Origin of the sequence: Methanobrevibacter arboriphilus JCM 13429 = DSM 1125 (assembly GCF_002072215.1) — an archaeon.
In the GTDB taxonomy this organism is placed as follows: domain Archaea; phylum Methanobacteriota; class Methanobacteria; order Methanobacteriales; family Methanobacteriaceae; genus Methanobinarius; species Methanobinarius arboriphilicus.
The window spans coordinates 1-16,148 of the sequence record NZ_JXMW01000003.1; the positions used below are offsets into that span (position 1 = coordinate 1).

Here is a 16,148-nt window from a genome sequence, read left to right on the forward strand (position 1 = left end):
TATAAATATTTTTCAGAATTATAAAAAGTATTATTAATAAAAAATATTAATAAAAAATCTTAAAACCTATCTAAAATTAACTCTTTTAGATAAAATTAATATTTATTATTTTAAGGTGTATTTTTAGATTCATAAATAGCTATTAGATAAAAAATTATAATTTTAAACATATCTTTGCCTATTAAATTATAATATAAAAACTAAATAAAAATAATAAAATAATAAAAAATAATGTCTAGATTTAAACTTATTATATTTTTTTATCTATAATCTATTGATTTGAAGTTATACTTTTATTAAAATATGCATATTAAAATAATTTAAAATAAAATTTAGAATAATAAATTAATACATAAATTAAATATTTTCGTATATTTATTTTGTATATTTATTATTTTTATTTATTATTTTATAATGTTTTAAATATTGATATTCTTGATATTATATGCTATTTAGATAATATATTGATATTTAATTATTGATATTTAGTCAAAAGATAGCAATATTATTTTATTGATAGTACTTATAATTTGAGTTAATTATATAATAAATAGAGCATTATAAAATATGATATTGATATTTTAATTATTTATAGATCTTAAATTATATTCAATTGAATCAAAAGTCATATGTATTTTATTACTATACTAATATTAATAAATTTGAATTTAGTATTATGAAATATAATAACTTTTTGTAAAGTTAACACTAGTTGTAATTTTACTATATATTTACTATATATTATACATAAATTAAACATTAAGATCATAATTCAAACACTGGTGATGCAATGACTAATATTTTCGATAATTTGGCTGATAAAGGTTCCGTTTTTAAAGATAAACAATATTTAGACCATAGATTTTTACCTGATAATTTACCTCATAGAAAAGACCAAATTACGGGCATAGCTAAATACTGGATAGAAGCTTTAAACAATGTAACACCTTCTGATGTAACTATTTATGGAAAAACTGGGACTGGAAAAACTGCGGCAGCTAAATTCGCAATGAAACAATTAGAAGAAGCAGCTTCTAATAAAGAATTAAGAATTAGAACTGAATATATTAGATGCACAGATTATACAACAGAATATCAGGTTATAGCTAAACTTTGTCAACAAATGGGAAGAGATGTTCCTTATAGAGGATGGACTAAGGCAGAAGTTGTAAATACTTTTAGAGATATTCTTAAATCTAATTTATATGGAAATAAGATGATTTTGATTGTTGTTTTAGATGAAATAGATATTCTTCTTAAAAATGACGGAGATGGTATTCTTTATACACTAACAAGAACTGATAATGTGTCAATATTATCTATAAGTAATTATGTTGACTTTAAAAAATTTATTAAAAGCAGAGTTATGAGTAGTTTTAGAGATAGAGAAATTGTCTTTCCTCCATATGGAGCTCAACAATTAGTTGATATTTTAGAAGAAAGATCAAGACTATCTTTTAATCTAGAAACATTAACTAATGACGTTATTCCTCTTTGTGCAGCTATGGCTGCTAAAGAAGAAGGAGATGCAAGATATGCATTAGATCTTTTAAGAACAGCTGGTGAAATAGCGGATGAAAAAGAATCTAAACTTGTCCATGGTGAATATGTTAGAGAAGCAAAAGATAAGATTGAACATAATAAAATAACAGATCTTATTACCACACTACCTGCTCAACAGCAAAGAGTGTTAGAAGCAATTTTGAATTTAACTCAAGAAAAAGAAGAAATTACCTCTGGTAAACTTTATGATACATATAAAGAAGTTTCTAAAGGAGATACAGTTTCATATAGAAGAATTTTTGACTTTATCAATGAACTTGAAATGCTTGGAATTATTTCTACAAACACAATTTCAAGAGGACGTGGTAGAGGAAGGACTAATATAATTTCTTTGCAATGTGATAATGAAATATTAGAAGACGCACTATATTCTATTTGATAGTTTTTATTTAATACTTTTTATTTAAAATAATTTTTATTTAAAATAGTTTTTATATAAAATACTTTTTATTTAAAAAATACTATTATTAGGTTAATATTTAGATTATTATTCAAATTATAATTTAGAATATATTATTATTTCAATTATTATTCCAAAATTTATCATTTAACTTTTATTATTATTCCATTTATTATCAATTTTTATTTAAATAGAATTCTTTCCATGAAGGATTATATATGAATATTGCAATATTATCAGTTTCAAAAAAAGGAAAAATCCTTTCATCAAAGCTTAAATTGTTATTATCTCAAGATCCAACTATAATCAATGTTGATACATATCATAAAAATATTAAAAACAATATTGACAATATTTTTATCGCTAACGAGGATAACTTAAAATATGATGCTATTATTGGAATAATGGCTACAGGAATCCTTATAAGATCTATAGCTAAAAAAATTAAAAATAAAGCTATAGATCCTGCTATTTTAGCTATGGATGATAATGGAAAGTTTACTATTAGTTTACTTTCTGGTCATCTCGGCAGGGCAAATGAATTAACTTTAAAAATATCTAAATTAATTAATTCAGAACCAGTAATAACCACTGCCACAGATACTAATAATAAAATTGGCATTGATTCTCTTTCAAACAAATATTATTGGGAAATTATCAATAAAAATGAAATTTTAGAATTCAACAAAGCAATTTTAGATGAAAAAAATATTAGAATTTTTTTAAATAATAATAAAAATTCTAATGTAAGATATATCAATGATTTAGAGGATTTTTTAACTAATAAAAATAAAAATACACTTGAAATCATTGACCTAAAAGATAAGGAAATGTCAATAAAAAATATTGATAATATATTTATTTCATCTACAATTAGTAATTCAGTATATAATTCCAATAATAAATTTAGCCATGATGAATCTAGCTATAATCTCTCTAAAAATAATAAATTTGAATTAAATAATCTTATTAATGAAAAAAACAGTTTTAAAGATCTTGATTTTAATAATTCTTATTTTAAAGAAAATAATTTTAAACATAGTGATTTTAAACATACTGATTTTAAAGATAATTATTTTGATATTTTTGCTAATTTTAATAATAACTATATATTTTTTAAACAAAAAAAGTTGGTTGTTGGAATTGGGTCAAGAGCAAATATAAAGAAAGAAAACGTTTTAAATGCTATTAAAATAGCTATGCATAATTTAAAAATTCCAATTGGACGAATTGATGCAATTGCCACAGCTGAAATTAAAGCTAATGAGGAAGGAATTTTAAAAACAGCTAAACATCTTAAAATACCTTTGAAAATTGTATCTTTAAACGAAATAAGAAAGTTAAATAATAAAACTATATCTGATTCAGATTTTGTAAAAGACAAATTTAATATTCCAGGAGTTGCTGAACCATCAGCTCTTATAATAGCAAATAAAAATGAAAACAATTCAAAACTTATTCATAAAAAAATAGCTATTGATGGTGTTACAGTTGCAGTTGCAGTTTCTAATTAATTTAATACTTTAAATATTTATTTTTATATCCTAATTTTCATCATAATAACTTCTCATAATGAAATAACACTCCTGTTTTTTAAAATAATCAATGTTAAAACTGCTGATGTCTAAATCTTTTGGAACCCCTATTAATACATACTCATATTTATCTATATTATTTTTATTAATTTTTGAATGTAAATAGAATACCATTGAATTTTCATTTTCAAAAAACTGAATTAAATGATCATTTAAATTAATTTTATTACTATTAATTATTTTTTCATCGTTGGAATGATTTTTTATAGTGTCTAAAATCCAATAATTTTCTTTGTTCACACTATTTTCATTAAAAATAATATAATAGTTTTTTTCCTCAAAATCGTTTTTATTGAGCTTGAATCCTTTACAAATCCATTCATACTTTTCATCATCAACATGCTCATTTTTTTCAATATTTCGATGATTACATAAATCTAGGGTATTATATAAATTATTATTAATTTTAAAATTATTTTCAGAATTAGTTTCAGAACTAACTTTAGAATTAATCTTATCAATGTTTGAAACACTTATAATTGATAAATCACTATAAAAATCGCATCTAACAGTTCTATTTACAGCAATAATGTTTGATGAACTAGTTTCGTAATTATTAAAATCATCACTTATAATAATAGGGTCGATATTAGAGTTAATAGGATAAACACTAATAGAACTTTTCATTTTGTTTTTAAATAGTTTTTTTGTAATTAAATTTCCATATTCTCCATTTTTTAATATTTGAAGCTTTTTAAATGAAACTGTATTCAAGTAAAATTCTTCATCATTAACTTCACTACTATTTTCAATACTAAGCCCTGGATTAACAATATTAAAATTATATAAGTTTTCCCAGTGTTTTGGTGTTCCAGGATTATTTATTAAAATATCTACTATTTCATTTGTTATTCTTTCAATTTCTTCTACTTCTAGGGAATTCATTGTTTTTTCACTTGAAATGTCAATAATATTTACAATAGCCCCAAAAACTAAAATTAATATAAATAATATTATTAACATGTTTGTTGAGAATGTTAGTCCTCTTGAATCTTTTAAAAACATTTTATCATCATTAAAATTAACTACTTATTAACAATTTATTAGTTTATTTATTAGTTTATTTATTAATTATCCTTTGAAATTCATTTAAAACGATTTTTAAGTAATTTTTAATATTTATTAACAATTTATTAACAGATTTAATCAACCTAATCAATTTAACCAATTTTAACCAATTTTAACTAATTTTAACTAATTTTAATTAAAATTTAACTATTTTTAAATAGTTTTATCTAATCAAATGTTCATAAAATCCCATATTTAGCTCCATGAGAATCATCTATAACTAATATTTCGGATATATCATCTTTTTTAAAGAATTCAACAATGTTTCCAGGATAATGATCATTGAAAAGCACGTGGTCTGATCCAGAAATGGATTTTTCAGTTATATTTCCACTAATATTTTTTTTAGGTTGAGGAACAATAAAAACTTCCAACCCATAATGATAACAGCTTCCTTTACCTTCTAAACGGCATAAATAACAGCTACCATCTGCACTTTCATGAAAGTAACCATTATCAATGCAATTTTTCATGCAATATCCTTCACCATGGACTTTATAAGGATCATATATACACTTTCTTATTATCAAAGAACCAGTAGCATTTTCATAAATTTTTGGATTTAAAAGTCCATTTTTGACCATATAATATGATAATGCATCGTTATAATTTATTTTTGTGCCATTTTCAATTAGTGTGGGGTGATCTCTGCACATTAAAAAAGGTAAAGGATCTTTAAACCCTTTAATTGAAATAATACTTTCAACCACATTACTATATGATTTTTTCCTTTTTTTGCATTGACGAGAGTTTTCACATTAATATGAAATGGATCTTTTCCATTGTAAACAGATAAAACATCATTTTCAATAGTTATGCCATTTTTTAATTGGTAATATTCTTCTTGTTTTTCTAACTTCTTTTGTATTTCATCCTTAATTATTTCTCTACTATCATAAATTGGATTATGGTTTTTAATAACATCATCAGCTAATTTACTAATCACATCTTTACTAAGAACTGGAATATTCTTATTATGATTTTCAATTATATAATTAAAAGAATTTGAATCTTCAGAAGCACTAATTATTTCTTGATAAGACATTGAAAAGTTTAAAATCAATATAATGCTTATTATAAAACAAAAAATAAATAATAATGATAAACCTGTAAAAATACTACCTTTCTTTTCCTTAAATAGATTATTTTTACCTATTCTTTTTAAATCAAAACTTTTAAAATCAAAACTTTTAAAATTAATATTCTTTATAAAATTAATTTTTTTATAATATAAACTTATAATTTCTGATAATTTCATGAAAAATTATTTATAAATCTCTATATAAGTATATTACTTAATTTTAAACTTAATAATGCTTCTAAAAGTGATTATTGTATTAATTTTCAAAAATTTACTTTAAAACATAAAATAAACTAAAAAATAAAAAGTTTTCAAAGATTTAATAAAAAAAAGAAGAAAGTTTATTTATAAATTTAAAAGGCTTAAAATCATTATAGAAATTGAAATCAATGTTAAAGATGATAAAGAATCAGTAACACTTGTAGAAATTGGAATTACAATATTATCTGGATCTAAACCATTTTTATATGATAATGAAGATATTAAAAATACTATTAAAAGCATAACACTTATTAAAAGTATACCTGCAATCGTACTTATTCCTATAATAGGTATGAAACCTAATCCTGGTATATTAAGGAGTTTTGAAGATATTTCTGCTAAAAATCCAATAATTGGATATATAAGTATAGCTAAAAATATTATTATTGAGAAATTTCTAATCGTTGTCTTTTCTGGTTTTAATACTGGGCTTATTAAACCTGCATGGAGTGCAGATGAAAGTCTTGCTCCAAGAATACTAACAAGGTTTCCACTTTCACCAGAAAAAAGTGGTACTAAAGTTAAAAGACTCGGATTTTTAAGAAGAGTATTAATAGAGTTATTTAAAAATCCACCTGCTGTAACTCCTAAAAAAGAACAAACAAGTAGCACTGGAGTAGATTGTTTTAAAATTTTTTTCATTTCTCCACCTGCTTTTATTCCATAAATAAAACTTAAAATAGCGATTAGTATTATAAAAACAAATACAATATATTTTAAAATTACACTTGATAAAAAAGAAACTAAAATTATAGCTAAAATTATAGCTGGTAATGTGAATAAATCTCCAAAAGCAGCTATAACTGGAGTTGATATATTATCTGGATCCCATCCATTTTCAAAACTTTTAAGTGATATTAACATAGTTAGTGGTAGCATTATTACACTTGAAATAACTCCTGCAAATAGTGAAATTAATGTAAAGTCAACTAAACTTATGCTTTCAAATCCAAATATTATACATATTCCTTTAGCTAAAAAAGCTAAAAAAATAGAAAGTATCATGGTTAAAATAAGTGAAGATAATATATTCTCTGATAAAATCTTAGAACGCTTAAATTCAGGGGACAATAAACCTATGTGGAGATTTGTAGCTAATCGTGAACCAAGAGCCCCAAATATGTTTCCTCTCATCCCAATAGCTCCTGGAATGATAACTAGAAGTCCTGGAAACGCTGCTAAAAAGCTTGTCATATTTCCAAGAATAATGCCTGCAAATAAATCTCCAATAGCACATATTAAAAGAGCAATAAATGCCTCTCTTAACACATTATTTGTTTCTTTAAAAAAATACTTAAATCTGTGACCTATTAGATAAGGAATAGAAAATATATAATTTATTTTTCTATAGATAAATATAAAAGAGTTGACTATGAATGATATTATTATTGAAAATATTTGGCGAATCATCTTCAATAGAAGTTTTATTTTCTTCATAAATATCACCTACAAACATAATTTCAACTCTTCTGGTTAATAGTTTTATTTTATTTTTAAAAGCTTATTTAATATTATATTACTTTAAATATTTATTATTATAATAATAGACTTATTATTACTCTAAAATATTTATTATTCTAATATATTTATTATTATTCTTAAATATTTATTTTTAATAAATTTAAACCTATATTTCAAGTGTAATAAATTATTTAAATATTTTATTTAATCAGCTATTTTTAATCTTTCAGTATTTTTAATCTCAAGATTGCGATTGTCCTTCTTCATCAACTATATCAGATATTTCATCAAAGTCAATTTCACTATTAGCTAATTTTTTAAGGAGTTCTGAACCCACCTCAGTTCCTTTAGCAATTAAAGCATCACCTTCTCTTATAACAGTGTGTTTATCAGGCCCATATATCCATGTTTCATCTCTCCTAATTGCTATAACAATCATTCCTGTCCTATTAGCTAAAACTAATTCGCCAAGTGATTTATCAGATAATTCAGATTCCTTTTCAACAGTAACACTTATAATAAGTTCTTCTGCTTCTTCCATAACCATTTTAAATACTGGGTGTGGTTTTATCCCTTTAATAACAATATCTGCCAAATCTTTAGCTGCATTTGCAATACTTTCAGCTGCTTCAGCTATTTCGAGTAATGCAGTTAATTTTTCAGCATCTTCCACAGAACGTGCAGCTACAAGAGATTGTTTTTTTATTTCATAATTTAAGCTATTAACTTTATTTTCAAGCTTTAAAACTTCTTTTGCAGCGTCTTTACTATTAAAAAGTACAGCTGAATAAGCTAAATCTACCATTAGCTCGGATAAGTTTTTCATTTCTATTAGAATATCTTTTATGCTAGCCATGTTTCCATCCTTATCAATTATTTTTATTCTCTAAAATACATTGTCTTCTTAATTTTAATAAATCTTTCTTTTTTAATTTTAGATCATTAACATCTTCTAATATATTGTTTAATCCTTTTCTAATGCATTCAACTGTATTTCTCTGATGGATCCATTCACAGTCTTCACAACTCCAAACACCTTTATTTTTTATCCATTTTCCACCAGTTGATCCATCTCCGCATGGATAAAATGGACAATAACAAAAATCACAGTATTGGGGCCCATTTTCACATTCATGGCAAGGATAGTACTCGCAGCTAGTATTAGGCCCTATTGGAGAAGTTCCTTCTAAGTATTCTTTATAAAAATTTTCTGAAAGTGGATGAATTTCAGATTTAATAATATAACCTCTAGGTGTAATCATGAAACCATCTTGACGATAGGTTAAAGAGTTTCCAACAATTAATATTGTGGACATATTAATATCATCTTCATTTAATTCTTCAAGAGTAATTATATTTGTTTTTATAGGACCTTCATTGTTATAACCACTTTCACTACTATCAACAATTCCAATTAATGTTTTAGAATCTTTTGTTTCATTTAGTATTTTTTTAAACATTCTAAAAGGCTTTTTCCTAGTTTTACTAATTGGATTGTATATGGCCATAATTAAGTTAGCTTTTGATGCAAATTCTATTTTTTTTTCTATTTCTGATAATGGTGTTAATATATCACTTAAGCTTATAACAGCAAAATCATGGAGTGGTGCTCCAAGAAGAGAAGCTGCAAAATTAACAGCACTGACACCTGGAAAAATTTTAATATCTCTCTGTGGATTAAAATCATTATATTTACTGATAAGCTGAAACATTAAGTTTGCCATTCCATAAACACCAGGATCTCCAGAACTAATTAAAGCAACATTTTTTCCCTCTAAACTTTTATTTATAGCAAGTTCTCCTCTAGAAATTTCATCTCCCATTCCTTTTTTGATGATTTCTTTATCTTTAATTAAATCATGTATTGAGTCAACATATTTTTTATAACCAATTATAACATCAGATTCCTTTAAAGCATTAAGAGCAGATTCTGTAATATTGTTTCTACTAGGTCCAATCCCAATTATATTGATCATCATTTCCACCATTAGATATTAGTATAATATTTTAATTACTATTTTAATTAATATTTAACTATTTTTTATATCTATCTTTAGCTGATATTAACCAATAGTAATTCTATCAGAACCATTATTTCCAGAGTAGCTATTAGAACTGGTTTGATTGAAGAATTTCAATATAGAAATTATTTTAATTGTACTTAAATCAACCGTGATACCACTATCACTACTGTTCGCTTCAGCAGTAGCTTTTATAATATAATCAGGGGTTCCAGACAATACAATTCTCCCGGATGTAGTATTTGGTGAAGAATAAGCTAATGCAGTAATATTGACCGAAATTTTACCGTCACTGGAACCAGAATAGGTAGTAAAATTCATACTATCTAGATCCACACCATCAACCTTTGCAAGAGACGTTAAGTTTTCACTCACATCTACTTTGTTTGTAACATTTACTTTTTGAGGATCCTTAATCAAAACACTATTAATATTTTCAGAGCTAAATAATTCTGCAATAGTATTTATTTGTAGGTCAATAAGTCCTTTAACATCTGGCGGTTCTGAAGTCACGATTGTATATGAGCTAAGAAGACCTGCTTCAAAAAATCCTATAAAAAGTAATAAGATGAGGATTATCTTAAGTGCTTTTGGCATATTATCACCTAATATTTTAATTAATATAATATTTAATCAATATAACATTTAATTGTTATTAACTATTTAATATTCATTGTATATTGTTATAAGTCATTAATTATCTTATAAATTATTAATTGCCTATAAAAATGTTTAATAAGCTAAATTAACTATGTTGTATAATAATTTATATTGTTTGTAAATTAATTATGATAATTTAAAATTATAATAAGTATTAGTTACATTTAAAGTAACATTTTGAGTAATTAATTATACTTCAAGAAACTATTTGTTTGAGAAACTATATTTTAAAAGTAAATATATTAAATATTTTCTGTAATTTATCTTTATTCAATAAGTTTTAAAACATCAACTAAAATTTTACAAAAACATAAAACTTGTAAGAAATATAAAATCTATAAGAATATAAAATAAATAATTCTTAAAATTCAAAATAATTTTTAAAATTCATTTTAATATATTCTATTTATTAATAATATATATTAAATTAAGTTTGTTTATTTAGTTTAATAAAATTAACTATTTTTATATTTTTATTAAACATTGATTTATAATTATTTTTAGTATTATTGTAAAATATTTATTGTAAAATGCTAAACAATAATCATGGAAATTTAAAAATATATAAATTAATTTTAAATTATAACTAAAATATATATAAATAGATCATTATACAAATATAGATTATATAAATAGAAACTATATAAAGAGATTTTATAACTATAAGATTTTATAACTAAAGATTTTATAGCTAAAATATAATAACTAAAAATAAAATTTAATAGCAAGAAAAAATAAAGTAAAATAAGCTATAATTATATTATAAAATATTTTATAATATAAAATATTTTGTGGATTTTACATAAAAACAATAGATATAAATGACAACAGAAGTTCTTTTTAAATTTGCTAAAAAAAATATTAACTTATCTCCTGAAGCTTATTATTTAATAAATAATTTGGATGATCCTTTAGATTTTTCTTCATCTTTAATTGTTAAATTAAAGAGCCAGGAATTTTCCAAAGAAGATTTAGTTTCCTTAAAAGCGGATATTGTTGAGGACTTTATTAAAACCTTAGGTTTGCCTATTCCAAATCAAAATAAGGATTCAAACAATCCTATTCCTAATTCTCAGAAAACTCTAAATAATAATGAAAACTCTAAATCTAATACCAATAAACTCAATACTAAGCTTAATACTAATAAGTCCAACGTTAATAATCTTAATACCAATAAATTCAACACTAAAAAATTTAAAACGGACAAACCCGATTCTAAGAACTTTAATCTAAAATCTAGATCAATTAGTCCAGAATCACAGGTACAAGATTTTAAAGCCGATTTTGACCAAATTGGTAGTGTTGAAGCTAATTCTAATAATCTTAAAGCTAATTCTAATGATGTTAATTTTAATCCTAAAGATAATGTTGAAAAAAATAGATTTTCACCTTCTGAATGTAAAAGAAATCTTAATCCTTGTAATATAGACTATAATTATAAGGTAATTCAAGATACTAGTAAGAAATCTTATACTAGTGGTGAAATTGGAAATTTAATTACTTATTTTAAGAATAGATACTCTAAATTATCAAAAATTTTATCTAAAAGACCTGAACTCAAAGCATATCAGAAAATTTCTGATTTAGAAGAAAAAGCTACAGATTTAAGTTTAATTGTAATGGTTAAAGAGATTAGGTCTACTAAAAATGGACATAAGATAATTGTATTTGATGATGATACCGGTGAAATAAGTGTTCTTTTCCATAAAGACAATCATGAACTTTTTAGAGAATCAGAAAAACTTGTTAAAGATGAAGTTGTTGGTATTCTTGCTGAAAAAAAGGGAGATTTAGCTATTGCAAATAAAATTATCCAACCCGGCGTACCAAGAATTGCGAAAAAATCAATGAATTTTTCCGCAGTTTTTACTTCTGATATACATATTGGTAGTTTAACTTTTCTTGAAGATGCTTTTATAAGATTTACTAAATGGCTAAATGGTGATTATGGAACAGAAGAGCAAAAATCCATTGGTGAAGATGTTAAATATTTGATAGTTGGTGGGGATATTGTAGATGGTATTGGTGTCTACCCTAATCAAGACAAAGAATTATCTATTAAAGATATTTCAGAACAATATGAAGAGGCAGCTAGACTTCTTGGAGATATTAGAAGTGATATAAAGATTATTATATCTCCTGGAAACCACGATGCTTCAAGAGTGGCTGAACCACAACCTGCAATACCTGAAAAATATGCAAAATCTCTTTATGATTTAAATAATGTAGAATTTGTAAGTAATCCAGCGATTGTTAGCCTTGATGGTTGGAATACTCTTATTTATCATGGTCGTGGTTTTGATGATATTGCTATTACTGTTAAAGGATTTTCACATGAAAGAAATGATCTTATAATGGAAGAATTATTAAATAAACGTCACCTAGCACCGATATATGGAGAAAGAACTCCTTTGGCATCAGAACTTGAAGATCACCTTGTAATTGATAATGTTCCTGATATTTTCCATACGGGTCATGTTCATATAAATACGTATAAAAATTATAAAGGAGTTCATATGATTAATTCAGGAACTTTTCAGACTCAAACTGAGTTTCAAAAAGTTCACAACATTCTTCCAACTTGTGCTGAGGTTCCAATTCTTCATAGAGGCGTTTATAAAAAGTTGAATTTTATTTAGAATAAGTATTTTAAATGATTATTTAGCTATATATTTTAAAATAATCTTTCAGTTCTATTTGGTGATGAAATGAGTGATAAAGATGATAATATTAAAAGTGTTGTTGATGTTTCGAAATATCTTTTTGGGCGTAAATTAGTTTCTGGAAAAGCTGGAAATGTCAGCGCTAGATTTAATGATAATGGAATGGATGTTATAGCTATTACTCCTACTATGAAGTCATTAGGTAAAGTAAAAGAAGAAGAAATAATATTAATTGATATTGATGGGAACAATTTAACTAAAGGAACTCCTTCTTCTGAAATATACTTACATCTAGCTATATATAAAGAAAAAGATGACATTGGTGCAATTGTTCATACTCATTCTCCTTTTGCAACAGGTTTTGCATTTTCTAACAAACGGATAAAAAGGTTAGAGGGTTTTGGTGAAATAATTTCCCCATACTTGGCAGAAATTGAATATGAAAGACCTGGAAGTGATGAATTAGCTGTTAAATCTGCTGAAGCACTTAAAAATGAAGACGTACTGATTTTAAAAAATCATGGAGTTATATCAACAGGAAAAAATATTGAAGAAGCCTGTTCATTAGCGGAATTTGTTGAAGATATAGCTAAAACTCAATTCATTTCACATACTTTGAATCTATCAGATTCATTTTAATATGATTGAGTTTCACAAATAATTAAGAGCTATATAATTAATATTCATATAATTGAGATTATAGATAAATTGAATAAATAAAAAACATTAAAATGATTAAAAATAGATAATAAAAAGCAAAAAAAAAATGGTTGAAAAATTATATTAAGCATTTATAGCAAATAAATATTTATAGCTAATAAATAATCAAATAGTTATTAAATACCTAATAAAAAAAAATATGATATATGATAGGGGATATATGTTTAATTTGTTTTAATTGACTCTAATTTACTTAAAACTTCCCAAATAAGGGTTCTAGCATGAATAGGTATATTTGGGTCGTTACTAATTTCATCTAATATTAAGATAACTGCACTTGCTCTTACAGTTTCATCTTCTTCTTTATTGTTAAGTAGTGTATTAGACTCATCAGCAGCTCTTCTAATGTTACGAGGTACACTCGGATTTTCCATAATATGTTTTAAAATCTCAGAAACTTCGTTAAAAATATCGTTACTCATAAATAATCCTCCAAAATTAAAATAAATAATAAATAAAGATTTAACATTTTTATAATCAATACAAAAAACTACTATTCATGGATTTAATTAAATATAATCTATATATATAAATTATAAGCTCCATAAATAGATTTGGATAAATTAAATAATAATTAGTATGTTAATTGTAAATTAAGATAAATATATTAAAAATTTTATTTTATAAAATTACTATACATTTATTATATAGTACTAAGTTATTTAAAAAGTTTTGTATTTTTTATTATTTTTTCATTTATTAATTAATTTTATTAATATATTTTTTAAAACTTATAGCAACAAAAAGATTTATTTACTAGGAAAATAAATTAAATAATATAAAATTGATGAGAAGTATTACTACCATTAAATAAATTTTTATATGATTATTACAAATAGATTATTAGTATAAATTAAGTCTTTAATAATATTTCTTTTGATAAAAATTATTATTAAAGAATATAAATAACTATTTAGAATTACTATTCACTTAAAGCTATTTAAATTATATTAAAAGACTTTTAAAGATTATAAAAGCTATAATCATATAAAGTTATAAAATAAACTAGTGAATCTGATTTATTTAATAAATTAATATTAAAACCCATAATGCTTTTTAGTGTAAATTATTCATGATTTATTAATACATTATATTATTCATAATTTATTGATATATTATATTATTAATGATTTTAGTAATACATTACATATTTTTATTAATAGGTTATATAATTTTATTAATAAATTACATATTAATTATTACATTATTAAATTAATACAATTAATACATTATTAAATATAATTATAAATTTAGAGTTAGGAGGATTTAAATGTCTGATATTGTAAGAACTTGGCGTCATATTCAACAAAGGTACAATCTCATTGGATCAAAATGTACTAACTGTGATGGGGTTTACTTCCCTCCACGAGTCATATGTCCAAAATGTAGGAGAAAAGGTAAGATTGAAAATATTCAATTTAGTGGAAAAGGTAAAATACATAGTTTTTCCATTGTTGAAACTCCAACTGATGATTTTAAAACTATTGCTCCATACGCAGTAGCTATAATTGATTTAGAAGAAGGCGCAAGACTCACATCTCAGCTTGTAGATTGTGATCTTAATGAAATAGAGATTGGGGATCCTGTTGAAATGGTATTTCGAAAGATTAGGGAAGATGGAGAAGACGGAGTAATCTCTTATGGATTCAAATTTAAACCAATCAAATAATTCTGAAGGATGTACGAATTATAAAAATTTGAATATTTCAGAGAATTCACTTTCAACTGATTTTGGTGTATTGCTTATTAGTCATGGAAGCAGTTTACCTTATGCAGAAGAAACTTTTAAAGATATACTTGAAAAATATCTATCTTTAACTGGTCATAATACTGAAGTTGGATATATGAAGGTTGCTAAACCATCTATTTCTGAAGCTATTGATAATTTATTGGATAGGAATAATAACATAAAAAGAATCATTGCTATGCCAGTATTTTTAGCTCCAGGTATTCACACTAATATAGATATACCAATAATTTTAGGGCTTGAACCTAAAGAAACTGATCCAAGATGTCCTGATGGAAATTATCCTGAAGATCATTACTTGATGGAGTCAAAACCTATCAACTTCAATGGTGAAATTGATTTAATTGGTTGTATAGGTCCTGATCCACAGATAATTAGTATTATAAATAAAAAGATTGAATCAGCTATTTCTAAATCTAACAGTGATATAAATTCAGATAAGACAGGTGTTTTACTTGTAAGCCATGGAAGTAGGTTAAATTATAATCGTGAATTTATTACAGATATATATAATCAATATAAATCTCAGACTGACTATTCTGTTTCTCAAGGTTTCATGGAACTTTGTGAACCTACTATTGCACAATCTATTAATAGCATGCTTGAAAGTAAAGATTTAGATAGAATAATTGTTGTTCCTGTATTTTTAGCTCCAGGTGTTCACACCAAAAGAGATATACCTACTATTCTAGGTATTTTGGAGGATGAAGATATAAACAATACTCATTTTTCCAATGATCATTCTCACTCTCATGTCCATTCTCATGATTATAGCCATGATCACTCTCATGATCATGCTCATGGAGGCCTTGTTGAGTTTGATGGAGAGATATTATATACAGAACCACTAGGTTCTGATGATATTATAATTAAAATTCTTAAAAATAGAATTGAAAGCAATATATAAT

At 24.1% G+C, this 16,148-nt stretch carries 14 protein-coding genes; 6 read left to right on the top strand and 8 right to left on the bottom strand.

Annotated elements, in window-relative coordinates; genetic code table 11:
* Positions 1-790 precede the first annotated feature (790 nt).
* Positions 791-1,942, top strand: coding sequence for an orc1/cdc6 family replication initiation protein (locus MBBAR_RS01850; RefSeq protein ID WP_080459584.1), 1,152 nt, complete (start codon positions 791-793; stop codon positions 1,940-1,942).
* Positions 1,943-2,181: 239 nt separating this feature from the next.
* On the top strand, positions 2,182-3,477 hold the full coding sequence (locus tag MBBAR_RS01855; protein ID WP_080459585.1) for a cobalt-precorrin 5A hydrolase: 1,296 nt from the start codon (positions 2,182-2,184) through the stop codon (positions 3,475-3,477).
* A 30-nt stretch (positions 3,478-3,507) separates the two neighbouring features.
* Here MBBAR_RS01855 and MBBAR_RS01860 read toward each other — a convergent pair whose 3' ends face one another.
* The 7 genes from MBBAR_RS01860 to MBBAR_RS01890 form a co-directional block, all read right to left on the bottom strand.
* Positions 3,508-4,563 carry a hypothetical protein gene (locus tag MBBAR_RS01860; protein ID WP_080459586.1) on the bottom strand — a complete coding sequence of 352 codons (1,056 nt, stop codon included), beginning with the start codon at positions 4,561-4,563 and terminating at the stop codon, positions 3,508-3,510.
* 242 nt (positions 4,564-4,805) lie between these two features.
* Complete coding sequence (locus MBBAR_RS01865) at positions 4,806-5,336, bottom strand: hypothetical protein (protein ID WP_080459587.1); 531 nt, start codon at positions 5,334-5,336, stop codon at positions 4,806-4,808.
* Positions 5,282-5,689: a hypothetical protein gene (locus MBBAR_RS01870; RefSeq protein ID WP_158082501.1), complete on the bottom strand. Its 408-nt coding sequence runs from the start codon at positions 5,687-5,689 to the stop codon at positions 5,282-5,284. Before MBBAR_RS01870 ends, MBBAR_RS01865 begins: the two co-directional genes overlap by 55 nt.
* 363 nt (positions 5,690-6,052) lie before the next feature.
* Positions 6,053-7,237 (bottom strand): magnesium transporter, encoded by a 1,185-nt coding sequence (locus MBBAR_RS10670; RefSeq protein ID WP_346218168.1) that lies wholly within the window; start codon positions 7,235-7,237, stop codon positions 6,053-6,055.
* Between the two features lie 433 nt (positions 7,238-7,670).
* A complete protein-coding gene (locus MBBAR_RS01880; RefSeq protein ID WP_080459590.1) occupies positions 7,671-8,285 on the bottom strand; it encodes a potassium channel family protein in 615 nt (204 codons plus the stop codon).
* A 13-nt stretch (positions 8,286-8,298) separates the two neighbouring features.
* Complete coding sequence (cobJ, locus tag MBBAR_RS01885; RefSeq protein WP_080459591.1) at positions 8,299-9,405, bottom strand: precorrin-3B C(17)-methyltransferase; 1,107 nt, start codon at positions 9,403-9,405, stop codon at positions 8,299-8,301.
* A gap of 87 nt (positions 9,406-9,492) precedes the next feature.
* Positions 9,493-10,047 carry a hypothetical protein gene (locus MBBAR_RS01890; RefSeq protein ID WP_080459592.1) on the bottom strand — a complete coding sequence of 185 codons (555 nt, stop codon included), beginning with the start codon at positions 10,045-10,047 and terminating at the stop codon, positions 9,493-9,495.
* A gap of 884 nt (positions 10,048-10,931) precedes the next feature.
* On the opposite strand from MBBAR_RS01890, the gene MBBAR_RS01895 reads away from it, so the two are divergent.
* Positions 10,932-12,749 (top strand): DNA-directed DNA polymerase II small subunit, encoded by a 1,818-nt coding sequence (locus MBBAR_RS01895; RefSeq protein ID WP_080459593.1) that lies wholly within the window; start codon positions 10,932-10,934, stop codon positions 12,747-12,749.
* Between the two features lie 69 nt (positions 12,750-12,818).
* Positions 12,819-13,412 carry a class II aldolase/adducin family protein gene (locus tag MBBAR_RS01900; RefSeq protein WP_080459594.1) on the top strand — a complete coding sequence of 198 codons (594 nt, stop codon included), beginning with the start codon at positions 12,819-12,821 and terminating at the stop codon, positions 13,410-13,412.
* Positions 13,413-13,657: 245 nt separating this feature from the next.
* Here MBBAR_RS01900 and MBBAR_RS01905 read toward each other — a convergent pair whose 3' ends face one another.
* The gene (locus MBBAR_RS01905; RefSeq protein WP_042702709.1) at positions 13,658-13,915 is read right to left on the bottom strand and encodes a UPF0147 family protein; all 258 of its coding nucleotides are present in this window, start codon (positions 13,913-13,915) and stop codon (positions 13,658-13,660) included.
* Between the two features lie 848 nt (positions 13,916-14,763).
* Here MBBAR_RS01905 and MBBAR_RS01910 point away from each other — a divergent pair.
* Together MBBAR_RS01910 and cfbA are read left to right on the top strand one after the other, a co-directional pair.
* Positions 14,764-15,162, top strand: a complete 399-nt coding sequence (locus tag MBBAR_RS01910) for a Zn-ribbon domain-containing OB-fold protein (protein WP_042702713.1) — start codon at positions 14,764-14,766, stop codon at positions 15,160-15,162.
* Positions 15,134-16,147, top strand: a complete 1,014-nt coding sequence (gene cfbA, locus MBBAR_RS01915; RefSeq protein ID WP_080459595.1) for a sirohydrochlorin nickelochelatase — start codon at positions 15,134-15,136, stop codon at positions 16,145-16,147. The genes MBBAR_RS01910 and cfbA overlap by 29 nt, the downstream gene beginning before the upstream one ends.
* Position 16,148 lies beyond the last annotated feature (1 nt).